Origin of the sequence: Komagataeibacter intermedius TF2 (genome assembly GCF_000964425.1) — a bacterium.
GTDB classification, from domain to species: domain Bacteria; phylum Pseudomonadota; class Alphaproteobacteria; order Acetobacterales; family Acetobacteraceae; genus Komagataeibacter; species Komagataeibacter intermedius.
In genome coordinates, this window is record NZ_BANF01000044.1 from 12,523 (window position 1) to 37,667 (window position 25,145).

Annotated in this window: 23 protein-coding genes and 1 other RNA gene; 7 read left to right on the forward strand and 17 right to left on the reverse strand. The window is 63.8% G+C overall.

Annotation, left to right across the window (positions count from 1 at the left end; genetic code table 11):
* Window positions 1–223 precede the first annotated feature (223 nt).
* Entirely contained in the window at window positions 224–1,540 is a 1,317-nt protein-coding gene (locus tag B7449_RS08295) for an MFS transporter (RefSeq protein ID WP_039734495.1), read from the reverse strand.
* Window positions 1,541–1,708: 168 nt separating this feature from the next.
* On the opposite strand from B7449_RS08295, the gene B7449_RS19750 reads away from it, so the two are divergent.
* Together B7449_RS19750 and B7449_RS08300 are read left to right on the forward strand one after the other, a co-directional pair.
* A complete protein-coding gene (locus tag B7449_RS19750) occupies window positions 1,709–1,972 on the forward strand; it encodes a hypothetical protein (RefSeq protein WP_039734494.1) in 264 nt (87 codons plus the stop codon).
* 325 nt (window positions 1,973–2,297) lie between these two features.
* Window positions 2,298–2,747, forward strand: a complete 450-nt coding sequence (locus B7449_RS08300; RefSeq protein ID WP_039734509.1) for a hypothetical protein — start codon at window positions 2,298–2,300, stop codon at window positions 2,745–2,747.
* A 21-nt stretch (window positions 2,748–2,768) separates the two neighbouring features.
* Here B7449_RS08300 and mdoH read toward each other — a convergent pair whose 3' ends face one another.
* The 3 genes from mdoH to B7449_RS08315 all read right to left on the reverse strand — a co-directional run bounded on the left by mdoH (window position 2,769) and on the right by B7449_RS08315 (window position 6,912).
* The gene (gene mdoH, locus B7449_RS08305; RefSeq protein ID WP_048883560.1) at window positions 2,769–4,946 is read right to left on the reverse strand and encodes a glucans biosynthesis glucosyltransferase MdoH; all 2,178 of its coding nucleotides are present in this window, start codon (window positions 4,944–4,946) and stop codon (window positions 2,769–2,771) included.
* Window positions 4,934–6,439 carry a glucan biosynthesis protein gene (locus B7449_RS08310; protein WP_039734492.1) on the reverse strand — a complete coding sequence of 502 codons (1,506 nt, stop codon included), beginning with the start codon at window positions 6,437–6,439 and terminating at the stop codon, window positions 4,934–4,936. The genes mdoH and B7449_RS08310 overlap by 13 nt, the downstream gene beginning before the upstream one ends.
* A 128-nt stretch (window positions 6,440–6,567) precedes the next feature.
* Complete coding sequence (locus B7449_RS08315) at window positions 6,568–6,912, reverse strand: winged helix-turn-helix domain-containing protein (protein ID WP_010514140.1); 345 nt, start codon at window positions 6,910–6,912, stop codon at window positions 6,568–6,570.
* 79 nt (window positions 6,913–6,991) lie between these two features.
* Here B7449_RS08315 and B7449_RS08320 point away from each other — a divergent pair, with 79 nt between their 5' ends.
* On the forward strand, window positions 6,992–7,534 hold the full coding sequence (locus B7449_RS08320) for a GNAT family N-acetyltransferase (RefSeq protein ID WP_039734491.1): 543 nt from the start codon (window positions 6,992–6,994) through the stop codon (window positions 7,532–7,534).
* A 173-nt stretch (window positions 7,535–7,707) separates the two neighbouring features.
* Here the strand turns inward: B7449_RS08320 and B7449_RS08325 are convergent, their stop codons facing one another.
* From B7449_RS08325 to B7449_RS08340, 4 genes are all read right to left on the reverse strand, one after another.
* Window positions 7,708–9,171: a mannitol dehydrogenase family protein gene (locus B7449_RS08325; protein WP_039734490.1), complete on the reverse strand. Its 1,464-nt coding sequence runs from the start codon at window positions 9,169–9,171 to the stop codon at window positions 7,708–7,710.
* A gap of 42 nt (window positions 9,172–9,213) precedes the next feature.
* Complete coding sequence (locus B7449_RS08330) at window positions 9,214–10,338, reverse strand: FUSC family protein (RefSeq protein WP_039734489.1); 1,125 nt, start codon at window positions 10,336–10,338, stop codon at window positions 9,214–9,216.
* 5 nt (window positions 10,339–10,343) lie between these two features.
* Window positions 10,344–11,912: a DegQ family serine endoprotease gene (locus tag B7449_RS08335; RefSeq protein WP_039734488.1), complete on the reverse strand. Its 1,569-nt coding sequence runs from the start codon at window positions 11,910–11,912 to the stop codon at window positions 10,344–10,346.
* A 77-nt stretch (window positions 11,913–11,989) separates the two neighbouring features.
* The gene (locus B7449_RS08340) at window positions 11,990–13,159 is read right to left on the reverse strand and encodes an OpgC family protein (RefSeq protein ID WP_039734487.1); all 1,170 of its coding nucleotides are present in this window, start codon (window positions 13,157–13,159) and stop codon (window positions 11,990–11,992) included.
* Between the two features lie 239 nt (window positions 13,160–13,398).
* Here B7449_RS08340 and B7449_RS08345 point away from each other — a divergent pair, with 239 nt between their 5' ends.
* Window positions 13,399–14,541, forward strand: coding sequence for an Mrp/NBP35 family ATP-binding protein (locus tag B7449_RS08345; RefSeq protein ID WP_039734486.1), 1,143 nt, complete (start codon window positions 13,399–13,401; stop codon window positions 14,539–14,541).
* Window positions 14,542–14,771: 230 nt separating this feature from the next.
* Here the strand turns inward: B7449_RS08345 and B7449_RS08350 are convergent, their stop codons facing one another.
* From B7449_RS08350 to queA, 5 genes are read right to left on the reverse strand one after another with little or no spacing between them, the layout of a single operon-like run.
* Window positions 14,772–15,587 carry a TerB family tellurite resistance protein gene (locus B7449_RS08350; protein WP_039734485.1) on the reverse strand — a complete coding sequence of 272 codons (816 nt, stop codon included), beginning with the start codon at window positions 15,585–15,587 and terminating at the stop codon, window positions 14,772–14,774.
* A gap of 26 nt (window positions 15,588–15,613) precedes the next feature.
* Window positions 15,614–15,901: a ribbon-helix-helix domain-containing protein gene (locus B7449_RS08355; RefSeq protein ID WP_082071060.1), complete on the reverse strand. Its 288-nt coding sequence runs from the start codon at window positions 15,899–15,901 to the stop codon at window positions 15,614–15,616.
* Window positions 15,902–15,909: 8 nt separating this feature from the next.
* Window positions 15,910–16,986, reverse strand: a complete 1,077-nt coding sequence (queG, locus tag B7449_RS08360) for a tRNA epoxyqueuosine(34) reductase QueG (RefSeq protein ID WP_039734484.1) — start codon at window positions 16,984–16,986, stop codon at window positions 15,910–15,912.
* Window positions 16,986–18,146 carry a tRNA guanosine(34) transglycosylase Tgt gene (gene tgt, locus B7449_RS08365; protein ID WP_039734483.1) on the reverse strand — a complete coding sequence of 387 codons (1,161 nt, stop codon included), beginning with the start codon at window positions 18,144–18,146 and terminating at the stop codon, window positions 16,986–16,988. Before tgt ends, queG begins: the two co-directional genes overlap by 1 nt.
* Window positions 18,143–19,201 (reverse strand): tRNA preQ1(34) S-adenosylmethionine ribosyltransferase-isomerase QueA, encoded by a 1,059-nt coding sequence (gene queA / locus B7449_RS08370; protein ID WP_039734482.1) that lies wholly within the window; start codon window positions 19,199–19,201, stop codon window positions 18,143–18,145. The genes tgt and queA overlap by 4 nt, the downstream gene beginning before the upstream one ends.
* A gap of 200 nt (window positions 19,202–19,401) precedes the next feature.
* Between queA and B7449_RS08375 the strand changes: the two genes are divergently transcribed.
* Window positions 19,402–19,629, forward strand: a complete 228-nt coding sequence (locus tag B7449_RS08375) for a hypothetical protein (RefSeq protein WP_039734481.1) — start codon at window positions 19,402–19,404, stop codon at window positions 19,627–19,629.
* Window positions 19,630–19,700: 71 nt separating this feature from the next.
* Complete coding sequence (locus B7449_RS08380; protein ID WP_039734480.1) at window positions 19,701–20,195, forward strand: kinase inhibitor; 495 nt, start codon at window positions 19,701–19,703, stop codon at window positions 20,193–20,195.
* Window positions 20,196–20,422: 227 nt separating this feature from the next.
* Here the strand turns inward: B7449_RS08380 and B7449_RS08385 are convergent, their stop codons facing one another.
* The 4 genes from B7449_RS08385 to ssrA form a co-directional block, all read right to left on the reverse strand.
* Window positions 20,423–20,815: a VOC family protein gene (locus tag B7449_RS08385; RefSeq protein ID WP_039734479.1), complete on the reverse strand. Its 393-nt coding sequence runs from the start codon at window positions 20,813–20,815 to the stop codon at window positions 20,423–20,425.
* 63 nt (window positions 20,816–20,878) lie between these two features.
* Window positions 20,879–22,531, reverse strand: coding sequence for a fumarate hydratase (locus B7449_RS08390; protein ID WP_039734478.1), 1,653 nt, complete (start codon window positions 22,529–22,531; stop codon window positions 20,879–20,881).
* Window positions 22,532–22,634: 103 nt separating this feature from the next.
* Complete coding sequence (locus B7449_RS08395; RefSeq protein WP_039734477.1) at window positions 22,635–23,222, reverse strand: SspB family protein; 588 nt, start codon at window positions 23,220–23,222, stop codon at window positions 22,635–22,637.
* A gap of 195 nt (window positions 23,223–23,417) precedes the next feature.
* Window positions 23,418–23,739, reverse strand: a transfer-messenger RNA (tmRNA) gene (gene ssrA, locus B7449_RS08400).
* A 354-nt stretch (window positions 23,740–24,093) separates the two neighbouring features.
* Between ssrA and thyX the strand changes: the two genes are divergently transcribed.
* Window positions 24,094–25,044 (forward strand): FAD-dependent thymidylate synthase, encoded by a 951-nt coding sequence (thyX, locus tag B7449_RS08405; protein ID WP_039734476.1) that lies wholly within the window; start codon window positions 24,094–24,096, stop codon window positions 25,042–25,044.
* Window positions 25,045–25,145: the final 101 nt, after the last annotated feature.

Sequence of the window (25,145 nt, forward strand, 5' to 3'; positions counted from 1 at the left end):
ACCTGTCTGGCTGACCCCAAGGTCCCGTGCCGTCAGGATAAGGCTCCATGACCTACAGTTTCTGATCATAAGATGGTTTCCGGACGCTTCCTGAAGCTTTTCCTCTTTTCCCCCAGCAATCCTGGGTCAGTTCCTATTCAGATCATAAAAAACGGGCCTGCTTTACAGCAGGCCCGCTCTCTACCCGTCCCGAAACGACGGGACTGATACAGGTGGGGCGGGATCAGTGACCGAGCGTCACTTCTTCCGCCACGTCACCGCGCGCCGCAGCCGCGTCGATGTAACGACGGGCTTCAGGCGAGACGGTCAGCACCAGCGTCATCACGGCTGAAGCGACATACAGGCCGGAGAAGATCCAGATGATCCCCTCGATCCCACGCCAGTTTTCAAACCACGTCACGATGGCCGGACCAACCCACGTGCTGGCGCCAGCACCCAGACCCAGGGCGGACAGGGCGGCAGCCTTTTCCTTCGGGCAGATCTGCGGCACCAGGCCGGACAGCGGCACGAAGGCGGCAATCGTCGCGCCATACAGCGCGCCCATGGCGGCAGCGATGGGGAAGTTGCCGGGGAACATCTGCGGCACGTAGTAGAACAGCGGCACGGTGATCGCAGCACCCACGCAGCCGAACAGGGCGACAACCGTACGGTGACCCAGACGGTCAGCCGTGATGCCGGACACCAGGTTCACCAGAATGTTCGACAGGAAGATGATCGACAGAAGCTGCAGCCACTGCGACAGCGAGAAGCCGATCACCTTGGTGAAGAACGCCGGCATGATGACCAGGAACGCATATTCGGACGACGTGTTGATGGTCCGCACGATCATGGCGATAAACGTCTTGGGTTCACGCCACAGGATGCTGATCGAACTGAAGAAGATCGTGGCCGGCGGCGTGCCGGGGGCCGCGAGGCGCTTGGACCCGATCGGTTCACGCGTCATCAGCAGGGCAAGCAGGCCACCGAACATGACCAGCGCCAGCGAGGACCAGAACGTTGCCATTTCGCCAATCAGCGGAATGGAGAAACTGGCGAACAGCGAACCCAGCGTAGGCAGCCCGCCGGAGAAGGCGAACCAGAACCAGCCCGCGGCCGAACCCAGCTGGCGCGGCGGGGTCGCGGCGGCAATCCATACAAGGAAGCCGTAGGTGAACAGCGGATAGCCAAAGCCACGCATGGTGTAGGCTGCCAGCATGATGGGATAGCTGTTGACGGCCACGCCAAAGGTCAGGAACAGGACCTCGAACACACCCCAGATGGCAAGTCCGATCCACATGACCCGCTTGGGGCCCCACAGGTCGGACAGCGGCCCCGATGCCCATGAGGACAGCGAAACGGTCACACCGTAAATGGTAAACAGCAGCGCGGTATTGCGCGACGAAATGCCCTGCCCCTCCAGATAGGGGGCCAGGTAGCCGGCCTCGACACCATCACCGATCATGAAGAACAGCAGGCCGACAAACCCCCAGAACAGGGGCGCCGGGATGCCAAGCTTATCAGCTATGGACGTTGATTCGGACAGATTGTCTGTCTGTTTCAAGGGGAGATACTCCTCTTTCACAGGCAGCCGACACGAAGATGAGGGGCTCCACCTCATTGTGGAGCGTCGATGCAGGCTGCGTCCACACCGTCCGGTTTTCCGGAAGCACCAGTGCGGAACCTCAGTTTCACAAGTTCGGGTGTGCAACCACCCGGACCGGCTACAGCAATGCGGGAACAGAAGAATGGCACCAGCGCCAAAACGCCAGCGCATCATGCCTGGCAAACCTGCTTCCCCATAGATATCACCGGCCAAAAGTCGTCGATCCAGCAGGAAAACGCGCCTGACGGCACGAGTTTCATAACAATACCAATGAAAAAACACCTGGCCTTACCCAAAAAAGGGCACAACCACGTGATCTCCCATCACCGGAAAGACCAAGAATTGGCTGGATATACAAAATCGTTGCAGTTTCGAACGATTTCACAGTGATCCGATAGTCTTCAACCTCCGAACAGGTACAAAAAATATATTCAGTGATGGCAATCTATACTAAAAAACTCTCCAGAATGTAAGGGAAATCTCAAATTTTTGCCGAGATTCGGATTTTTCCCTTATTATATCAAGAGATTTCAGGTCATATTTTTATGCATACAGTATATGCATCACGCCCGGGCACCATCTTTCGCCATGGGTGGGTTCCTGCCATAGTCGGCCTTTCACCTGCCCATACGGGCGGGGCCGCACCCCGGTGCGGTACAGGCACTGCCTGCTGCATTCTTTCATGCCGGGGCATGGACAGACGGAAACGGTTACGGTGAACATCAATTCCATACGCCTTGCCGCATTGCCGGTTGCTTTGCTGCTTTCCCCCGCGCTGGTCTGCGCGTCCGCCCATGGCCAGAGCCTGGCCACGCAGAAGGTGCAGCGCGCGATGGAAGTCCTGCGCCTGAAGCCGGACCTGGCCAGCAAGGCATGCCTCGACAAGCTCGAGGACCTGCACAAGATGGAAAAGGTCATCGAGGAAGCAAGCGAAAGCGCGCACAACCCCAACCTGTCGCTGGCCCACGATGTCATGGAATCCGATTACGAGGACGCAACCGAATCCTGCGTGCCCGATGCGGCCAAACTGTGCGCCAACCCGGGCAAACTGGCCAGCGCGAACCAGAAGAAGCTGTGTGAATCGCTGGATGCGATCATGTCGGTTGATGGATCGGATGAAGGCGAGGAAATCGCCACCCCGCCCGAAGGCACGTCCTCCGACTGAAGGACGCGCCCGGAAGGAAGATCAGGAAAGCTGCGCCAGCAGGTGCAGCCCTTCCGCATTGCCCAGAACGGCTGATTTCTCGGCCCGGTCCAGTTCCCGCATGGCGGTAGCCAGATCGGGGGCCTCACGCAGTTTCAGCAGCCCCACCAGCAATGCCGGATTGATCGGATCGCCCGGCCTGCGGGGTGGCGGCAACATGATTTCATGTACCCTGAGCAGCCCCGCACGCGCCCGCAGCACCGTCACCGCGTCCTGCACCGGGCGCCCGGCCATCTGCACCATATAGGTCAACGCCGCCTGCAGGACCGACGGCGGGGCGGTTTCCTCGGGGATCAGCAGCAGGTGAGCGCGCCGGAAGGCCTGCCCCACTGCCGCACTGCCCGTCAGCACCGCCAGCGGTATGGCGCAGACCAGCCCCAGCGTGACCGGCAGCATCCACAGGAACAGCGGCAGGGAGACACTCCATGCCGCAACCGCCAGCGCAATGCCCAGTATGGTATGGATGGCATACAGCCGGGCGTTCTGCATGATCTGCAGCCCGCCTGCATCACGCCGCTGCGCGTTCCAGCCCGAGTCGCGACCCAGCAGGATGGACATGACCCCCGCCGTCTGGATGATCATGGCGATAGGGGCCACCAGTCCCCCCACCACCGTTTCCACCACGATGGACGCCGCCGCGGCAAACGCGCCGCCGCAGCCACGCCGCAGCGGCCCGTCAATCAGCAGCAGCAGGTAGGCCAGTATCTTGGGCGCCAGCAGCACGCCCATGGTGCCAATGAACATGTATTCTGCCTGAACCGGGTCAACATGCGGCCAGTTGGGGTAAAGCAGCTTGGTATCGCCAAAATATTCCGGTTTGTAGAAACGGTTCTGCAGCGAAACCACAATCCCCACCAGCAGGAAAACCAGCCACAGCGGCGACGTGACATACGATCCGATGCCCATGAGCATGTGCATCCGGCTGATCCAGTGCAGGCCCCGCGCGGACACAACCTTTGCATGCTGCAGGTTGCCCTGGCACCACCGCCGGTCGCGAATGGCGATGTCGGTCAGGGACGGGGGACTTTCCTCATACGATCCGGCCAGCGCCGGTACCATGTGGATGGCCCATCCGCCCCGGCGCATCAGCGCAGCCTCCACGAAATCATGGCTCATGATCGCGCCACCAAAGGGCTTGCGCCCCGGCAGGTGCGGCAGGCCCGCCTGCTCGGCAAAGGCACGGGTGCGGATTACCGCGTTATGGCCCCAGTAATTGCCTTCCGACCCGTGCCACCAGGCAATGCCGTGGGCGATCAGCGGACCATATACCCGTCCCGCGAACTGCTGCATGCGGGCAAACAGCGTCTGCCCGTTGACAATAACCGGCAGGGACTGGATCAGCGCGACACCGGGATTCCGCTCCATGGCCGCCGTCAGCCGCACGATCACATCACCCGACATGACGCTGTCGGCGTCCAGCGTGATCATCTGCTGGTAAGCCGCACCATAGGTCCGCACCCATTGCGCGATATTGCCCGCCTTGCGGTCCGTATTGACCGCACGCCGACGGTAGAACAGCCGCCCGCCCCAGCCAGTGGCGCGGCACAGGGCCATGTAGGCCGCCTCCTCCGCCACCCAGACATCCGGGTCGGTCGTGTCCGACAGGATGAACACATCAAACGCCCGTTCCTGCAGGGTGGCCGAAAGGCTGTCTATGGTGGCGCGCAGGCCGGCCATGACACGGCCCGGGTCCTCGTTATAGGTCGGCATGAGCAGCGCGGTGCGGGTGGTCAGGCGCGGCAGCGGACCGCTGCGTTCAATCCCCAGCCCCAGGCCGCCATGCGTCAGCATTGACGCAAACCCGGCAAGGGCTGAGGTAAAGGCCAGCGCGATCCACAGGAACAGCATCACGAACAGCACCAGCATCACCATACCGGCCACGGAGCGCTGCACGGCATTGAACACCAGGTCCATTTCGTAACCGGCCAGCCCCGTCATGGCGACCGCGCCACCAATCACCAGCAGGCGGCGCAGGTGGATCATCCGCCATTCGGTGGGCGGCGTCGGGCTGCGTCCGTGCAGATCGGGCGTTGCCGCCAGCGGATGGACCGGCATCTCCAGCGGGGCCGCGGGTGGCAGGGCGCACCAGCCCTGCGGCAACAGCGGCGCGGACTGGCCCGCCGCCGGACCGGGTGGCGCGTTTGCGGCTAGGGTGTCCATCGATAGACCCATTCTTCCGACACAGGACCATTATCATCGGCCAGCACGCAGTTCAGTTCCGCCACCTTTGCGTCACCAGGCGCGAATTCGAACGTGCTGCGCCAGCCATGGATGGGGGGAACAGGTTCGACCACCACATTGCGGATCTCCCCTGCCGATGTACGGCACTGCAGGTGGAAATGCGGCTTTTCGGGCAGGTTCTCAAACGGCGCGCCCACGAAATCGAGGTCAAAGAACCGGGTATGCGAATCATCCGTCGCATCCCCCACGCGCGTTGCGGAAATACGGGCCAGCTTCGTGGGCCACGGCGTATCCCACCCCCAGTACATCCGGTAGGTGAACACATATTCACGCCCCGGCGCCAGCGCATCCTGCGGCCGCCAGAAGGCGACGATATTGTCGTTCACTTCATTGGGCGTGGGGATTTCCACCAGATCCACGGCACCCGCGCCCCAGTCCCCGATCGGCTCGATCCACAGCGAGGGACGCTTTTCATAATTCAGCGACACGTCCTCGAAATCGGTAAAGGCGCGCTTGCGCTGCATCAGGCCAAAGCCATGCGGGCGCACGTCACTGAAGGCCGAGAACTGCAGGTCACGCGGGTTGCGCAGCGGACGCCACAACTGCTGGCCACTGCCCGTCCACATGGACAGGCCTTCGCTGTCATGGGCCGCGGGCCGCCAGTCATCAACGCGCGTCCGGTCATTCGCATCGAAATAGAACATGCCTGTCAGCGGCGCGATCCCGGATTCCGCAATGGCCTTGCGGGGGTAGAGATAGGACTGGACATCAAAGACCGTCGTCTCGCCGGGGCGGATGGTAAAGCGGAACGCCCCGACCAGCGACGGGCTGTCCAGCAACGCATGGATAACCACGCTATCCACGCCCGCCTTGGGCTTTTCCAGCCAGAAGGCACGGAACAGTGCGAATTCCTCCCCCTTAGGGTCGCCGGTCCCGTTGGCGAACCCACGCGCGGACAGGCCGTAATTCTGCCCCTTCGCCACGGCACGGAAATACGACGCGCCAAGGAAAACGCAGAATTCCTCCATCACGCCCGGCGTATTGATCGGCGCGCGCAGCCGCAGCCCGGCAAAGCCGATATCGTCATTCACCCGCAGGGCAGGATCGTTATAGGTGAACATGTCGGGGTTGAAGGCGATGGGACGGGACTGACCATCAATGACTTCGTTCATGTCGATGCGCGGTGCATACAGGTAGCCACGCGGAAAGAATTCGACATCGAAACCCAGGTTCTCACCATGCCACAGGGCCTGTTCCGAACGGAACGTAATGGAATTGTACTGGTCGAAATTCAGGTTACGCATCGCAGGGGGCAATGACTGGGACGGGGCCTGGTATGCCTGCTGCGACAGCTGGTGCGCCAGCGTGCGCACGGTCGTGGAATCGAAATTTCCGCTCTGGGTGGCGCGGGCGGGCCGCGCCACGCCCACGCCCGCCACGGTCATGGCGGACAGGGCGGTTCCTGCTTTCATGAAATCACGTCGTAACACTGAGTTTAGCTCCAGTTCATTTTTCTTGATTTACTGCCGCGCCACATATCCACGCTCATCGGCGCAAAAGAATGCCTGAACGTCCGTGATCGGAGTCGCCTATGGCTTTTTCACGGCGGGGGCGAACACATGGCGGCCAATGTTTCCAGCTGTCCCTGCACGGCGTCCCGCCCCGCTTTCTCGATATCACGGTACAGCCGCACCACGGCTTCCCCTTCGGGCGAAAGGCCGGCCCCGCCGCCGCCGCCGGGGCGTGCGGCCACCAGCGGGCGCACGAAGGTCGTGTTCATCGCCTCAACCAGCAGCCATGCCCGGCGATAGGACATGCCCATGGCCCGGGCGGCTGCCGAAATGGACCCCGTCTGGCCAATCTGTTCCAGAAGCTTGATCTTGCCATGCCCCAGCAGGGGTGAGCCGTTCGCGTCCACGCGTAACGTCAGGCGCATTTCTGTCATGGTTCCAAACTCCCGGACACAGCTATATCATTGTCCCTTCTACCGGAAACGGCTGCACCTGAAACGGAATTTTCCCGCCATGTCCCTGCCCTCTTCCCCACCCGGGCCGCCAGCAGGCCCATGGCGGCCCATGCAGCCACACGACCTGCCCGCCGTCATGGCGCTGGCCACCACCATGCACCCCGGCTGCCCAGAACGGGCGGACGTTCTGGATGAACGCCGCAGGCTATGCCCGGCGGGCTGCCTCATCCTGCCTGACGCGCAGGGACGCCCTGGCGGGTATGTCCTGAGCCACCCCTGGCGGGCAGACCGTCCGCCCGCGCTGGACACCTACCTGCACCACCTGCCCGGACAGGCGAACTGCTGGTACCTGCACGACATCGCCATCATCCCGCCCCTGCGCGGACAGGGCGCGATGCATGCGGCGCTGCGCATCCTGACCCGGCACGCCCGCGACCATGGCGTGAACCGGATGGCGCTGATGGCGGCGGAAGGCGCGCGTCCGGTCTGGGCGCATATGGGATTTACCCCCATGCACGGCATCCCGCCGGACATCACCGCAACCTACGGGGTCGATGCCTGCCCCATGCACCGTGCCATTTCCGGAACGATACAGGTATAAAAGCCATTCCGGGCCGTCTGAAAAGCCCACTGATGCACCAGTCCGCAGGTCTTAAAAACGATTGTGGTAAAGAATTGTCTAAAAAACTTTAGAAAATGCCGCCTTTTTTTAAAAAAGGCGGCACCCGAAGAATTTTATTATTTTTTATTACTCAACTGTTCCGGGACAGTTGCTTACACAGGCAGGCTGGCCCGCACGCCGCGATCCCGAATGGCCCTGCGTGCGGCGACCACCGCCGCATCCAGCGCGGTGGTGTCCATGTCCCGCCAGCCATCAAAGGCCGGCAGCCGCAGGCCTGCGGCAAGGTCGCTGTCATTGACCAGCGCGATCTGGTCCGCATCCAGCGTGGGTTCGATAGGCGTATAGGTCTGCCCCTTTTCATCCTGCCCGCGCAGCATTTCCAGATAGGCGGCGATGCCGAACGCTATCCGGTCAAGGTCACGCCCGCTGTTCAGTGAACGGCGCACGGTATCGGTCCAGAACACACGCACCTTGGATGCGCCATCGCTACAGATCCGCAGCAGCGTATCGGCCACGGCGCGATTGGAAAACCGGCTGAGCAGGCGCGTGCGGTACGCATCCAGGTCCACGCCCGCCGGGGCGTCGATCTGCGGCATCGCATCCTTCGTCCAGTAGGCATTGGCCAGACGGGCCAGATCGGCGTCCTCCACCGTTTCATGCGCATAGCGGTGGCCCAGCAGCAGCCCCGTCGAGCCAAGCAGCAGGTGGGCTGCGTTGAGCATGCGCACCTTCACCTGTTCATACCCCGCCACATCGTCCGCGAACTCGACACCCACCTGTTCCAGCGCGGGACGACCGTTGCAGAACCTGTCCTCCAGCACCCACTGGCTGAAATCCTCCGCCAGCACCGGCAGGTCGTCATCCAGCCCGCTGGCCGCGTTCAGGCTGTCGCGCGTGGCCCTGTCCACGCCCGGCGTGATGCGGTCGACCATGGAGCACGGGAAGGTCACATTGGCATCAATCCATTCGGCAAGATCCGCATCCAGCGCGCGGGCGTAGCCCACGAATGCCTCATGCGCGACATGGCCGTTACTGCGCAGGTTGTCACATGACAGGACGGTAAATGGCCCGGCCCCCGCTGCACGCCGGCGACGCAGGCCTTCCACCACGTAACCGAACACGGTCGTGGGACGACGGGGGTTCTTCAGGTCCGCCTGCACGGCGGGGGTATCAAGGCGGAACTGCCCGGTTTCCTCGTTGATGTTATAGCCGCCTTCGGTAATCGTCATGCTGACGATACGGGTCTGCGGGTCCGCAAGGCGGGCCAGCACGGCTTCAGGATCGGCAGGGGCAAGCAGGTACTCACGCAGCGCGCCGATGATGGACACCGTGCGCACGCCACTGGCCGTGACTTCCGTCAGGGAATACAGGCAGTCCTGCTGCGTGAAGGCATGGGCCTTGGCTTCGCCACGCGGGCCACCACCCAGTCCCACACCCACGATCCCCCACTGTGCCTGTCCCGGCAGGGCGAGGCATTTATTGACGTACCATGCCTCATGCGCGCGAAAGAAGTTGCCGACACCAAAATGAACGATCCCTCGTCCCACGTCCTCCCGTTTGTAACGCAGCGGCTGGACGCTGGCGGGAAGGTGATTCAGGGTTTTTTCATTCAGCATGGTGTCTGTTGCACTCCTTGATTGTGTCTTCGTGCGCCCGTCCTATTGCCTTGCAACCGCGTTGGTTGAAACAGGATCAAACGCCGTCTCGGCCACGAACGGATGCCCCGACAGGGGGAACGGACCATCATCGGTCCGCCCGTCCGACCAGATATTGCGCGCGGCCAGCCGCATGTCGGCATGCAGCAGCCCGATGGCGAAACGCATGACAGGGGTCCAGTGTTCCCCCTGCTGATCCTGCAGGTCCAACTGGTCCAGAATATCGCGCATTCCCTCATCGGGCAGCGTGTGTCCCCGGCGGGACGCAGCCATGGCATCGCAGCGGTCGGCCATCTGGCCCAGCATCCGTCCCAGCATGTCACGCTCCTGCTGCAGGATGTCGCCGGTCCGGGCTGTTTCGCCTTCCACGGCGGCGCGCGAAATAAAGATAGCATCCGAACGGACCCGACGCAAAAGTCCCGGCAGGCGCACCACCAGCGGGTCGTGCCGCGCCAGTGACCCGGGGTGTTCGACCTCGGCCTCCTGCACGCCGTCATTTATGTCCTGCAGCAGGGAGCGGCACATGACATCCACCGTGGCCAGCGCGTCATGGTCGGGATGCTGGTGCAGCGCGGTGACCAGCAGGTCCGACAGGCGGCGCAGCAGGCTTGCGGCATTACGCAGCACTTCGCGTCGCGCCTCGTTCCGCAACACGAAAAACGACACCGCGAACGACACCACGACACCCGTCATGATCGAGGCGATCCGCTGCAGCGGCCTTGAAAACGGCTCCCCCGTGGCGGGAAACAGCAGCACGACCATCAACGTGACAATGGCCACCCGCATCTTGGGCCGCAGCGCCACCAGCACCGCCAGCGGCATGAGCATGACCCAGAACACCATGCCCACCGACAGCGCGCACCACTGTTCCAGCGCAATGGCCGACATGCCCGCCGCCGCCCCGATCAGGGTGCCCACGATCTGTTCGCGCCCGGTGGACAGCGTCTGGGTCAGGCGCGTCTGGGTAATGACGATGACCGAGGTGATCAGCGCCCAGACCGGTTCATCCAGATGGATGATGGTGGCGACAATGCCCGACAGGATGAGCGAGACGTTCATCCGCACGACCTGCCGCCACGTCCCCCGCCGCGTAATGGACAGGAAAAGGTTCTTCAGGCGTTCATGCATACGGCTTAGTGTCCGGCGCCATCCGGCAGGGGAAAGGGCACCCAGCGCAGACCGTCTGAATTCTGCACCAGGAACAGCACGGTCTTGCGGTGCTGGGCGCGGGCCGCGTCAAGCTGGCGGCGCAGATCGGCGGGCGTGTTCACCGCCGACTGCTGCACTTCGGTCACCACGTCGCCGGGGCGCAGGCCACGCTCGGCCGCGGGGCTGTCATCTGTCACGCCGGTGACCAGCACGCCCTTCTGCCCTTCCGCCATGTTGTATTTCTGGCGCGCGATGTCATCAATCTCGCCCACCGTGAAGCCCATGCCTGTAATGGCCATGCTGCCCTGTGCCGGTTTTTTCGCAGGTGCCGTGGCGCCATCGGCCTTATCGGTCTTTTCCTCGGGCAGGGCGCCAATGGTGATCGCCACGTTCATCTGCTGGCCCTTACGCCAGATTCCCAGATGCGCGACGCTGCCACCCGCCAGTTCCGCCACAAGGCGCGGCAGGGCGCGACCGTCAATATCCTTGCCATTCAGGCTCTGGATCACGTCGCCGGTCTGCAGGTGGGCCACCGCCGCGGGTCCCTTTGGCTCGACCCCCGCGATCAGCGCGCCGTGGGGGCTTTTCAGGCCCAGCCCATCGGCAATTTCCTGCGTCACGTCCTGAATGCGCACGCCAATCCATCCGCGCGTGACACGGCCGTGGTGGCGAAGCTGGTCGATGATGCCCTGCGCTTCGGCCGAGGGAATGGAAAAGCCGATCCCGATCGATCCACCCGAAGGCGAGAAGATGGCGGTGTTGATGCCGATCACCTCCCCGTTCAGGTTGAACAGGGGGCCACCGGAATTGCCCTTGTTGATCGGGGCGTCGGTCTGGATGAAATCGTCATACGGACCCTGTTCGATATTGCGTCCGCGTGACGAGACGATGCCCGCCGTCACCGTACCCGACAGGCCGAACGGATTGCCGATCGCCAGCACCCAGTCCCCCACGCGGGCATGGTCGCTGTCGCCAAAGGGCACGGCAGGCAGCGGTTTCGGGCTGTCCACCTTCAGCACCGCAAGGTCGGTGCGGTCATCATGGCCCAGCAGCCGCGCCTTCAGCACGGTATTGTCCTGCAATGTAATGGTGATCTGGTCGGCATGGCGCACGACATGGTTGTTGGTCACGATCACGCCCGACGGGTCGATGATGAAGCCCGAACCCAGCGCCTGCATCTTGCGTGGTGGCGCATTGGGGGTGTCCTGGCGGTTCATGAAATCATGGAAGAATTTCTCGAACGGCGATCCTTCGGGAAAATTGGGCACCTGTGGCGTGCTGTCGCCATCATCGCCATCATCATCGTCCTCGCCGGGACGCACCATCTCGGTGGTGGACACGTTGACGACGGCGGGCAGCAGCTTCGCTGCAAGGTCGGCAAAACTGTCGGGCATGTTGCGCCCCTCGCCCGGCAGGCGCAGGGGGGCGGCGGATGCGGCGGCCGGAACAGGGGCCGGGGCGGGATCAGCCGCCTGCGCGGCATGCCCCCCAAGGGCCGTCACCAGCCCAATGGCAAGGCAGGATCGGGAAAAGGCAGCGGCGCGAAAGGACATGGGGCTCATATATCCTGCTGAACTGGATCGGACGCAGCACCTATATCACGCCCTTCACGCGCGCGGAAACCATGCCCTCAGTTCCGGCATAACGGCGCATGCACGGGCAGGCCGCCCGGTGCGGGGGACGCGGCCCTGCGGGCGCGGGCCACCGCACGGGCGCGTTCGCGGTTGCGCGCCACCCACAGCAGCACCATAAACCCCACGACATTCACCACCACCTGCATGATCCAGCCCGCGCCAAAACTGGTCAGCACCAGCCGGGCATACAGGTCCACCAGCGTTCCCGCCGTAAAGATTTCAAGCGAATGCCGACCGAACAGCGCCATAAGCTGCCCACCGCGCGTTGCGGCCAGCGCGGTCGCACCGGGCGAGGACTGCACCAGATAGAACAGCGCCAGCACATCCAGCAGCCGCCATGGGGCCAGGATCATCTTGTCCGGCACCGCCATGCTGACGGGCCGCAGGTCGGCAAAGCCCCAGTCCATCCACGGAAACGACTGAACGAAGGAAAAGACCAGATACAGACCGCAGGCCGCAGCCAGCACACGCGAACGTGGCAGGCTGCCATCATGCCGTCCCGCAAGCCGCGCCCCACAGACCCCCAGTATGAACAGGAACTGCCACGCCAGCGGGTCGAAATACCACCCGTCGGGGTCCAGCCAGTTGGGAAAGTTCAGGCGCGGATCAAGATTGACCAGAAGCCAGACGGCGGCACTCAGCCCCAGCACGACCGGCGTCCCCACCCCGCGCAGCAGCGCGTACAACGGCGCGAACCCCAGCAGCAGCACGATATAAAGCGGCAGGATGTTCAGGTTGCCCGGCAGGGCCTGAAGTGACAGCACCCGCCATGCCGAATCCAGCCCATGCGCCAGTTCGGGTTCAAGGAAATCAACCGGCACAGGCCAGAAATGCCGCCATATGCGGATGGTGGAAATACACACCACCACCATCGCCATCTGGAAAACATAAAGCTGCCAGCACCGTCGTCCGATACGCGCCAGCACCGACAGGACCGGCTGTTTTTTGCCAAACGCACGGCCATAGGCCAGCCACGAGGCATAACCCGCCAGCAGTACGAACACCTCCGCCGCATCGGCAAACCCGACATTGCGCATGGTGAACCGGTTCAGCACATCCTGCGGGATATGGTCGATACACATCATGAGCAACGCAACCCCGCGCAGCGCGTCAATGCGGTGATCGCGCCGGTGGGGCGTTGCTGCGTGCGAAGGGGAAGCGCCCATCGTATTTCCTGTCAGCCCGAACGGTGCACAAGATGGCTGCAACCATCATGGCGCAGCGAGCGTAAAGCAGCAAACCGCGCCGCAGGCCATTCCCGTCATGGCAGGGATGCCACGCATGCCGGACATGGCACGCGGATGCAGTCCGGACAGGCTGCCCACCGTTTCATGACTCGACCATCACGGCCCGCCCCTTCTATACCCGCACGGGTCACACAGCCGCCAGCAGGGAGCGCACAACCATGACCAGTCCCGACCGGACAACCATCGAGACCGTGCTGCACCGCGTGCGCACCGCGGATCATGCCGCCAGTATTGCGGATATGGGCAGTCTGGATGCCTTCATGATGCGTGATGGCGTCCTGCATGTCGCCATCGCGACCGACCGCACGCGGGCGGGATCATTGCAGCCACTGCTGCCTGAACTCGAACGTGCCCTTGTCTCGGCGGTTCCCGGCTGCACGGGGGCCAGCGTCATCCTGACCGCGCACCGCCCGGTATCGGCGCAGCCCGCGCCACAGCCCGCCCCCGCTGGCGGGGGGCACCGCCCCCTCAACCTTGGGGGGGACAGGGCCTCCCGTCCGGCCACCGGCCCCCTGCCGCCGGGCGTGGGCGTGGTTATTGCCGTGGCGTCGGGCAAGGGCGGCGTGGGCAAGTCCACCACGGCCGTCAACCTTGCCGTCGGGCTGGGGCTGGAGGGGCTGAAGGTCGGCCTGCTGGATGCAGACGTGCATGGCCCTTCCCTGCCGCGCATGATGGGTGTTGGCGACCAGCCCGAAGTCCGCGATGGCCGGCTGATCCCGCCGCACAAATGGGGCATCAGCGCCATGTCGATCGGCATGCTGGTGGATGAAAGCAAGGCCATGATCTGGCGCGGGCCGATGGTCATGGGCGCGATCGGGCAGTTGCTGGGCGATGTGGAATGGGGCGCGCTGGACGTTCTGGTAGTGGACATGCCGCCTGGCACGGGAGATGCCCAGTTGACACTGGCGCAGAAAACCGCGCTGGCCGGCGCCGTGATCGTCTCCACCCCGCAGGACATCGCCCTGCTGGACGCCCGGCGCGGCGTGGCCATGTTCGAGAAGATGAACGTGCCGGTGCTGGGGGTTGTGGAAAACATGTCCTATTTCTGCTGCCCCAACTGCAACCACCGCACCGACCTGTTCGGTCATGGCGGCGCACGGGCGGAAGCGGAAAAAATGAACGTGCCGTTCCTGGGTGAAATCCCGCTGCTGGCCGATATCCGCGCCAGCGCGGACAATGGCGCGCCAATCGTCATTGCCGCCCCGGACAGCCCGGCGGGTCAGGCCTACCGCGCCCTGGCCCACACGGTTGGGGGCGCGCTGCGCCGCCTGCTGGAACAGAAGGAAAAGGCCGCGCGCTGATCGGGACGGTGCATGTCACGACACCAGGCGCGACAGTCTCTTTTTTTCAGTCGCCCCACTCCCGTTGGCCTGGTCCATGATCGGGTCAACGGCGCTGCATGAGCCAACGTGATGAATTAAATAACAAAAGGCCCGGGTGCCACCTGTTTTCAAAAAGGCGGCGTCCCCCGAAGCTTAAAAAAAGCTTTACCAGAAACTTTTAATTTTCAGTCTGCCCCGCAGACAGGGCCTTACAGCCTGCGGTCGCGCTTGATCCGGTCCCATGCCGCATTGATCTGGGCGATGCGGGCAGCCCCCTGCGCCTGCTGCGCGGGGGTTGCGCCACGCGCAGTCATGATATCGGGGTGATGTTCGCGCACCAGCCTGCGCCAGACCACGCGCACTTCCTCGTCGCTCGCATCGCGGGAAACGCCCAGCACGGCATAGGCATCGACCTCGCTCACGCCCGGACGCGCACCGCCATCACGCGCGCGGTCCCATGCCCCGGGGCTGAGGCCGAATGCCTTGTGCACCCCGCGCAGGAAGGCTTCCTCACGCGCATTGACCTCTCCATCCGCGCGCGCGATCACGAACAGGGATGCCAGCGCCTCTTCCAGCATGCCGGTCTTGCTGGCGAAGGCACGGCCCAGTTCAGTGGCGAAGGCGCGGTAGTCATCCGTGCGCTGGCGCGCGCTGTCAAACAGGCGGCCGACTTCCTTCATGTTTTCGGGCGGCAGGTGAAAACGGCGCTTGAAGGCATCGATTTCGGCCCGGTTCACCGGCCCGTCACACTTCGCCATCTTGGCGGACAGGATGATGATGACCAGACCATACATCTGGTCACGCTTGCCCATCACCGCCGCCATCTTGGCCGCCATGAAGGTCGCGGCCCCGTTAGGGTCCGCATTCAGCCGGGGGCCCCAGCGGTCGGTCCATCCCCCCACCGGGGTTTCCAGCAGGGAACCGTTATCCGCCGCATGGCCCAGCGCCGTGCCGACGACAGCGCCCATGGGGCCGCCAACCGCGAACCCCGCAACGCCACCAAAAAGTTTTCCCCAGATTGCCATGCCCCGAGGCTAGCACGGATGCCCGGTCAACCCAACTGATCTTCCCTGTCCGTACCAGCAATTTCCGGCAATGCAGGCATCCATTCCCGCAATGCCTCCACCCGCAGCGCAGATGCCAGCGGGCGGTCCGGGGGACGGCCCGCGTCAATCCGGCCCACCAGGGCGGCAAGGGTCAGGCCGCGCTTCTGCGCGATCAGGTGCAGGGCATGCCAGAACTCCGGCTCCAGCGCCACGCTGGTGCGGTGCCCCGACAGGTTGATGCTCCGCTTGCGCAACAGGCGCGCACCGCGCTGCGCGGGTAGCGGCATGCCCATATGGTCCGTCACCGGGGCAGCCTGAGCGTGGCCCAGCGCGCGGCGTCCGCCACCACCGGGTCGGCATCCGCGCATAATGCCGCAACGCTGGGCCGCAGGACGGCCTGCCCGCTATTGCCGATGGCCACCGCCACGTTGCGCACGAAGCGCCCCCGGCCAATCCGCTTGACGGGAGAGCCGGAAAACCGTGCGCGGAACCCCGCGTCATCCAGTGTGGCAAGATCCTGCAGCGCGGGCGCGCGCAAATCGTCGCGCGCAGCCAGTTTCATGTGATGCGTGGCCGTGGCGAAGCGGTTCCACGGACACACGGCCAGACAGTCATCACATCCGTAAATACGGTTGCCCATGGCGGGACGCAGCCCCTCGGGAATCGGGTCACGGTTTTCAATGGTAAGGTAGGAAATGCACCGTCGCGCATCCATCACGCCGGGGGCCGGAAACGCATCGGTCGGACACGCGACCAGGCAGCGCGTGCAACTGCCGCACCCCCCACCCGATGGGACCGATTGCGGCAGGTCCAGCGTGGTATAGATCTCGCCCAGGAACAGCCAGCTGCCATGACGGCGCGAGACAAGGCTGGTGTGCTTGCCCTGCCAGCCAAGGCCCGCGTTCTGCGCCAGCGGTTTTTCCATGACCGGGGCGGTATCGACAAAGACCTTCACCTGCGTGCCGTCCATGCCCTGCCGCCGCCCCTCGTTCACCACGAACTGGGCAAGGTGCTTGAGCATTCCCTTGACCACGTCATGATAGTCCCGGTTGCGGGCATAGACAGAAATATTGCCCGCATCGGGCATGCGGGTCGTAGCCAGCGCGTCCCCTCCGGGCGCGTAATTCAGGCCGAGGGCGATGACGCTGCGCACTTCCGGCCACAGCATGCGCGGGTCGCCACGCTGTTCCATGCGCTGGGCCATCCAGCCCATGCTGCCCGCGAATCCGTTTTCCACGAACATGGCCAGACGCGCGCGCGCCGCATCATCCAGCCGGGCTGGCGCGAACCCCACCGCGTCAAAACCCAGATCGCGCGCATGGTCGGCAATCCGCGCCGCCATCCGCACGGGATCAGGACCGGATGGCGCGGCCGCCATCAGGCCACCGGGGGAATGTCGGGAAAGGGCATTTCGTCACCACTCCAGTCATCCATCGCCCACTGCGCACGCAGGTGGTCGGCATGGGCGGCAAACGCGCCATCGACAATCGCCGCCCGCATACCGCGCATCAGGCGCTGGTAATAGGCAAGGTTATGCCATGTCAGCAGCATCGGCCCGAGGATTTCATTCGCACGGAACAGGTGATGCAGGTAGGCGCGGCTGTGACGTGAACAGGCCAGGCAGTCACAATGCGGCGAAATGGGCCGCGAATCGGTGGCATGCCGTGCGTTGCGCAGGTTCAGCGTGCCGCGTTCGGTATAGGCACGCGCCGTACGCCCCGCGCGCGTGGGCATGACACAGTCGAACATGTCCACGCCCCGTTCCACGGAACCAAGCAGGTCATCGGGCGTGCCCACGCCCATAAGGTACCGCGGGCTGGCATCGGGGATCAGCGGGACAGTGGCGTCAAGGGTGGCGAACATCAGTTCCTGCCCTTCACCCACCGCAAGGCCGCCAATGGCGTATCCTTCAAACCCGATTCCCGTCAGCGCCCTGACGCTTTCGGCCCGCAGTTCCGGCTCGGTCCCGCCCTGGATGATGCCGTACTGCGCGTAGCCGGGGCGCTGGATGAACGCGGTGCGGCACCGCTCGGCCCAGCGCATGGACATGCGCATGGATTTTGCGATTACGTCGGGGGCGGCAGGCAGCGCGGGACATTCATCGAAGCACATGGTGATGGTGGCATCGAGCGCGTGCTGGATGTCGGTCGAACGTTCCGGCGTCAGCCGGTGCCTTGACCCATCAATATGCGAACGGAATGTCACGCCATCCTGATCCAGCTTGCGCAGCGGCCCCAGCGACATGACCTGAAACCCGCCCGAATCGGTCAGGATCGGCCCCGGCCAGTCCATGAACCGGTGCAGCCCGCCCAGCGCGCGCACCCGTTCGGCCCCGGGCCGCAGCATGAGGTGATAGGTATTGCCCAGCACGATGCCCGCGCCCGTTGCGCGCACGCTGTCCATCGTCATGGCCTTGACGGTGCCGGCGGTGCCAACAGGCATGAAGGTGGGTGTCGGCACACTGCCATGGGCGGTATCCAGCCAGCCGGCACGGGCATGGCCCGCGCGGGCTTCGGGCCGCCAGCGGAATGTGGTCATGGCAGGTCTCCTTCGGTGCGGTGCAGCAGGCAGGCGTCGCCATAGGAATAAAAGCGGTAGCCGCTGGCGATGGCATGGGCGTACGCCGCCTTCATGCGGTGATAGCCGCCAAAGGCGCAGACCAGCATGAACAGCGTCGAACGCGGCAGGTGGAAATTGGTCAGCAGCATGTCCACCGCGCGGAAGCGGTAGCCGGGGCGGATGAAGATGGCGGTCTCCCCATGGAAGGGATGGACAATGCCGTTTTCATCCGTCGCACTTTCCAAAAGCCGCAGCGAGGTGGTGCCAACCGCCACGATCCGCCCGCCCGCCGCGCGGGCTGCGTTGATGCGGGCTGCGGCATGGGGGGAAATCGTGCCGCGTTCGGCATGCATGCGGTGGGCGGAAATCTGTTCGCTGCGCATGGGCAGGAACGTGCCCGCGCCGACATGCAGCGTCAGCGTCTGGCGGATCACGCCCGCCGCATCCAGCCCCGCCAGCAGGCCGGGCGTGAAATGCAGCCCCGCCGTGGGGGCGGCCACCGCGCCACGGTGCTGTGCAAATATGGTGCTGTAGTCCTTGCGGTCCTCGTCGGTGGGGCCTTCGGGCCGGGCGATATAGGGTGGCAGCGCCAGATGACCCACATCATGCAGGAACTGGTCGAACGCCGCCCCTTCCGCGCTGAAGCGCAGCGTCACATCACCGCCTTCCCCACGCGACACCACCTGCGCCGTAACGGGGGATGCGCCGAAGGTCAGCGTATCGCCAGGCCGCAGGCGGCGGGCGTTGCGTGCCAGCACGTGCCATGTGCCATCGGGCAGGATGCGGTCCAGCGTAATGCCGATTTTCGCATCCCCCCGCATGGCCGACAGCTGCGCCGGGATCACCGCCGTGTCATTGGCCACCAGGATGTCACCCGCGCGCAGGCAGCCCGGCAGGTCGCGCACATGGCGGTCCCTGAAGGGGCCATCCACCGGCACGTCCAGCAGTCGCGCGCTGTCACGCGGGCGGGCGGGATGGTCGGCGATGTTTTCGGGCGGAAGCGTGAAGTCGAAATCAGAAACCAGGTCCGTCATGCGGCTCCCTTTACGGAATCCGCACCATACTTGCCAGCCCGAACTGTCACCTTCGCAACAAAGCGTCCGGTCATATGCCCCATGCATGCCGGTGTTGGACAGACGCAGCCGGGGAAGCCAGAATGAGACAGCGATTCCCGCATGGGAATTCCCGTGCCCGGTCCCGGCCGGGCCAGTAACCAGATGGAGAATGAAGCCCCATGTCCTATGCCCAGCTTGATGCCGCCCGCATTACCCGCGCCTGCCACACCGCGCTGCAGGTGCTGGAATCGGTCGAGGAAAAGGACCGCAACGAAACCTACCAGCGCAAGACACTGATGATCCAGCGCATCGAGGCGCTGGCCCGCGCTGCCGCCGAAAGCAAGAACGGCGATCAGGTCATCACCCTGACATCGGAAGAATTCTGGCTGATCAGCCAGAACTGGTAAACTCCACCCGATACCCGGCCTACGCTGACCCCGATCCGCGCGGCCCGCCGCGCGGAAAGCAGGAAACCGACATGACCTTTACACTGACAAGCCGCTCCTTCCACGATGGCGACCGCCTGCCTGCGGCACAGGTATTTGACGGGATGGGCTATTCAGGTGGCAACATCTCGCCGCCGCTGGCATGGCAGGACCCGCCAGCCGGCACCAAGAGCTTCGCCATCACCATGTACGACCCCGACGCGCCCACGGGTTCGGGCTGGTGGCACTGGGTTGTCATCAACATTCCCGCCAGCGTGTCCTCACTGCCCGCAGGGGCCGGGTCGGGTGACAACAGCCTGCCCGAACCGGCGGAAATGACGCGCACCGATTTCGGCGGCAATGTCTATGGCGGCGCCGCCCCCCCGCCGGGACCGGATCACCATTACATTTTCACCATCCATGCGCTGGACATCGAGCGTATCGAACTGCCCAATGATGCATCGGGCGCCATGGTGGGATTTGTCATCAACCAGCACAGCCTCGGTTCGGCCACGCTGACCGCCGTGTTCGGCAGGCAGCCGAAATAATGATCCTGCGCCGCGCATGAATGCGCGGCAGCAGGAAAGGCGCGCGTCCATGATGCCCGATATGGGCGGCGCGTGCCGCCAGCACCCTGCTCCGGCCAGACAGGCTGATGCGCGCGGTCAGCCCCCGAACACCCCATCAGGATATGGGGCGCCCTTCCACCAGCATGGGCACGACCGCGCCCGTGAATTCACATCCATGCATCCGGGAACGGACAGGGCAGGCAGCCCTACCCCTGATAGGACGCGATTTCGATCAGGTTGCCGTCGGGATCGTTACAATAGACCGAGGTCACCGGTCCCAGCGCACCCAGACGGGCCACTGGCCCCTCGGTCACGTGCACGCCGCATTTTTCCAGATGTTCAATGACATCGACACTGTTCAGGGCGGTGGTGAAACACAGGTCATTGGTGCCGGGCAGCGCGTCTTCCGCCGTGGTCCAGCCTTCCGCGCCATGGGGGCGCAGGTTGATCTTCTGACCACCGAATTTCAGGGCCGTACGGTTATTGCGCCCGTATTCCTCCCGCTCCATGCCCAGCACGCGCTGGTACCATGAGGCCGAGACCTCCAGGTCACGGACACTCACCACAAGGTGGTCAAGACGATCGACGGTAAAACGCATGGCGCTCACTAACCTCCGGTTGTCCGGCCCGACTGGCGGGCCGGACGCACCGCAGGGATACGTTCAGCCGGTCAGGCCATCATAAAAATCATTACCCTTGTCGTCGATTACGATAAAGGCCGGAAAATTCTCGACCTCGATCTTCCACACCGCTTCCATGCCCAGTTCGGGATATTCCAGCACCTCGACCTTACGGATGCAGTCCTGCGCCAGACGGGCGGCCGGCCCACCAACGGACCCGAGGTAGAAGCCGCCATATTCCTTGCACGCATCACGCACGGCCTTCGAACGGTTGCCCTTGGCCAGCATGACATACGACCCGCCAGCCTTCTGCAGCATGGCCACATAGCTGTCCATGCGCCCTGCCGTGGTGGGGCCGAAGGAACCGGTGGGCATGCCTTCGGGCGTCTTGGCCGGGCCTGCGTAATAGACGGGGTGATCCTTGAGGTACCGGGGCAGGCCCTCGCCCTTTTCCAGCCGTTCGCGGAACTTGGCATGGGCAATGTCACGCGCCACCACCATCGTGCCGGTCAGCGACAGGCGGGTGCGCACGGGATACTGCGACAGCTTGCGGCGGATCTCATCCATCGGCTGGTTCAGGTCGATCTGGACCGCCTCCCCATCCAGATCATCATCCGTGGTTTCGGGCAGGAAGCGGGCGGGATCGGTCTCTAGCTGTTCCAGAAAGACGCCATCGGCCGTGACCCGCGCCTTGACCTGACGATCTGCCGAGCATGACACGCCGATGCCCACCGGCAGCGACGCGCCATGCCGTGGCAGGCGCACCACGCGCACGTCATGGCAGAAATACTTGCCGCCAAACTGCGCGCCAATGCCCAGGCGCTGGGTCAGCTTGTGGATTTCCCCTTCCATCTCCAGATCGCGGAAGGCATGGCCATGCGCGCTGCCTTCGGTCGGCAGGCTGTCCAGCCAGCGGGTGGAGGCCAGCTTCACGGTCTCAAGGTTCTGTTCGGCCGACATGCCGCCAATCACCACGGCAAGGTGGTACGGCGGGCAGGCCGAGGTGCCCAGCGTGCGGATCTTGCCGTCCAGCCATTTCAGCAGGTGTTCCTTGCTGGACAGCAGGGCGCGGGTTTCCTGGAACAGGAAGGTCTTGTTGGCTGACCCGCCGCCCTTGGCGATGAACATGAGGTCCATCTGTTCGGCATGGTAATCACCGGGCGTTGCCGAAATATGGAACTGCACCGGCAGGTTGGTGCCGGTATTCACTTCCTCGAACATCGAGACCGGCGCCATCTGGGAATAGCGCAGCGACGTGCCGGTATAGGTATCGTATACCCCGCGGGAGAAGGCTTCCTCCTCATTGCCATCCACCCATACGCGCTGGCCCTTCTTGCCATATACGATGGCGGTGCCTGTATCCTGGCACATGGGCAGCACGCCACCGGCTGCGATACAGGCGTTCTTGAGCAGGTCCAGCGCCACGAAGCGGTCGTTTTCCGACGCTTCGGGGTCTTTCAGGATTTTGGCAAGCTGCGCCAGATGCCCGGGACGCAGCAGGTGCGCCACGTCGTTGAAGGCCCGTGCGGCAAGCGCGGTCAGGGCTTCGGGCCGGACATGAACCACCGTGCGGCCACCGAGGACCGAGGTGGTTATCCCCTCGATCTCCAGTTTCTTCCACGGTGTGTCATCATCATGCAGTGGGAAAAGCGGGCCATAGACAAATGGCTTGCGCGTGGGTGCGGATACATTCAACGGACGGTCTCCTGCCTTTTCTCCCCCGGATTGGTTCCGGGTGGCGGCGTTCAGGTTCAGGGCGCGCCCGGCGCATCCGGCGCGCCCGGATGGATGATGTGGCTCAGCCCGGTCCCCCCGGTCCCCGCCTGCGGAAGGCGGCGAGACTGACAACCTGCGAGCCTTCGCCCTTCTCCGCGTCCTTTCCGGCCGGTTCGGCAGCCGTCTCGGCCTTTTCCACCGTGTCCGCTGCTGCGGCGGGCTGCACCGGCACCACGTTGGGTGCATTGGTCGCCACCGGCGGCTGTTCGGGAACGGTAAAACGCAGGGCCAGGCGGATATGCGGATCGGCAAAGGCGGATACGGCCGCCACCGGAATCACCAGCGTGGAGGGAATCCCTCCGAACGACAGCCCGACCGATATGATCTGGTGCGCGCGGTCGACCTTCAGGTCCCAGAACTGGTGCTGAAGGACAATGGTGATTTCATGCGGGTACTGGGCGCGCAGGCGGTCGGGCATTTCCACACCCGGCCAGTCGGTCCGGAATGTCAGGTAGAAATGATGATCACCCGGCAGGCCATTTCCCGCGGCGTACTCCAGCGCGCGCAGCATGACCTGGCGGTAGGCATCCTCGATCCAGGAATCATAGGGCATGAGGCTGTCGGGAATGGCGGCATCAAAACCGTTTTCCTCGTCATGATCATCGGACATTTCGGACTTCTCCGTACATCCGCCCGGACGGTTTCCCCGCCGGACCGGATTTTTGCAGACATGCGGGTTCGGGCCACGCCGTGCCACAGCTTCAAGCTGTGCGTCAAACTTCAGGGCGTGGCAAGCCGCTGGGGTCGGGCATCCCTTCACGAAGCGGATACCGCGCCATCAATGTAACATGAACGGAAGAAAAGGTGGGAGGGCTTCTGTTGCCCGGTGCCCTCCCGAACCGCGCTTATCGCTTATGCAGCGACAGCGAGCACCTCAGAGTTATCATTGGCACTTGTAATTTAGCCCGATAACGGTGGTACAATGCCGGGCAAAAGGCGGGTCTTTACCATGCGTGTCGAGCCTGTTTCGTCCCCATGTTCCCCCTGAGGGAGAAATTTGGTGGAGACGCCGGGTACCGCCCCCGGGTCCACAACACTTATTCCACGCGCCGTTTATCGCCATAGCCAAGGGGCAAGCCCCTCCGGCATTTTCGGATATAGGGACTGGCCGCGCATCTGGCAAGGGGCCACGCGATGGCAGGGCGCCCTCGACGGGATTTCCGCCGCCTGCTACCGGACTGATATTTTTTTTACCCATGGTACCCGGTCCATCCGAGCGGATGCAGAAAAAATATTCCATTCCCGTGGCCCGACCGCATGGACGGCGAACAGTCAGCAGGCCGTATTTTTTCCTTGGCGCCAGTGGTGTTTCTGCATCCGGCCTGCGCCATGATGCAGCCGTAAAGACGGCCCACAGCAACATGAACAGATCAGGCCACGCGGGCTGATGGGATGGACCAGCGCCTTTATATGAAATGACCCATATGATATGCCCCGCGTCCTCATGCTATGATCGATACAGACGGGACGGGACGCGGCACATGTTTTCCACTGAGCAGAAATCGGCAATCGACGCAGCCCGCGCCGGATGGGCGCAGACCCGCCGCCTTGTCGTACCGGCGGTGGAAGACGTGCTGTATTCCCCCATTCCGGTGCTGGAAACGGGTTTTGTCCGCGCGGTGGACTACATGGGCGGCGACAGCGGCATCGTGCAGGGCGCGCGCGTATCCTACGGCAAGGGCACGCGCAGCACGTCCGATGACCGGGGGCTGATCCGCTACCTCATGCGGCACCGCCACACCAGCCCGTTCGAACTCGCGGTGCTGAAGCTGCATGTGCGCGCGCCCATTTTCGTCACCCGGCAGTGGTTCCGTCACCGCACCGCCAGCATCAACGAATACTCGGCCCGCTATTCGGTGCTGGAGAAGGAATTCTACTTCCCCCGCCCCGAGGACATCGCCGTCCAGTCCACGAACAACAGGCAGGGCCGCGCCGACGCCCTGCCGCCCGAGCAGGCGCAGCAGGTCCTTGATATCCTGCGCGATGACGCATCACGCTGCTATGACCATTACCTCGACCTGCTCAACGAGGATGAAAACGGCGAAAAGCGCGACCCCGGCCGTCCGGCCATCGCGCGCGAACTGGCGCGCATGAACCTGCCGGTCAACATCATGACCCAGTTCTACTGGCAGATTAACCTGTGGAACCTGCTGCACTTCCTGCGCCTGCGCGCGGACAGCCACGCGCAGTACGAAATCCGCGCCTATGCCGACGCCATCCTGCAGATCGTGCAGAAATGGGCGCCACTGACATTCGAGGCCTTTACCGATTACATGCGCGACGCGGTCCTGCTGTCCGGTCCGGCGCTGAAGGTGCTGCGCGCGGCGATGGGGGGCCAGCAGGTCGATCCGGCGCAGGTCGGCCTGTCGAAGCGCGAGATCCGTGAACTGGCGGAGATGTTCCCCGAAATCGCGCCGAAGCTGGTGCGCTGACCCCGGCCCGACAGTCAACAAATCGTGATACGGTGCCACCGCGCCAGTGTCCTGACGTTGAAGACATTGTGGATTTTACGTCACACTCAGCGCGGCAATTC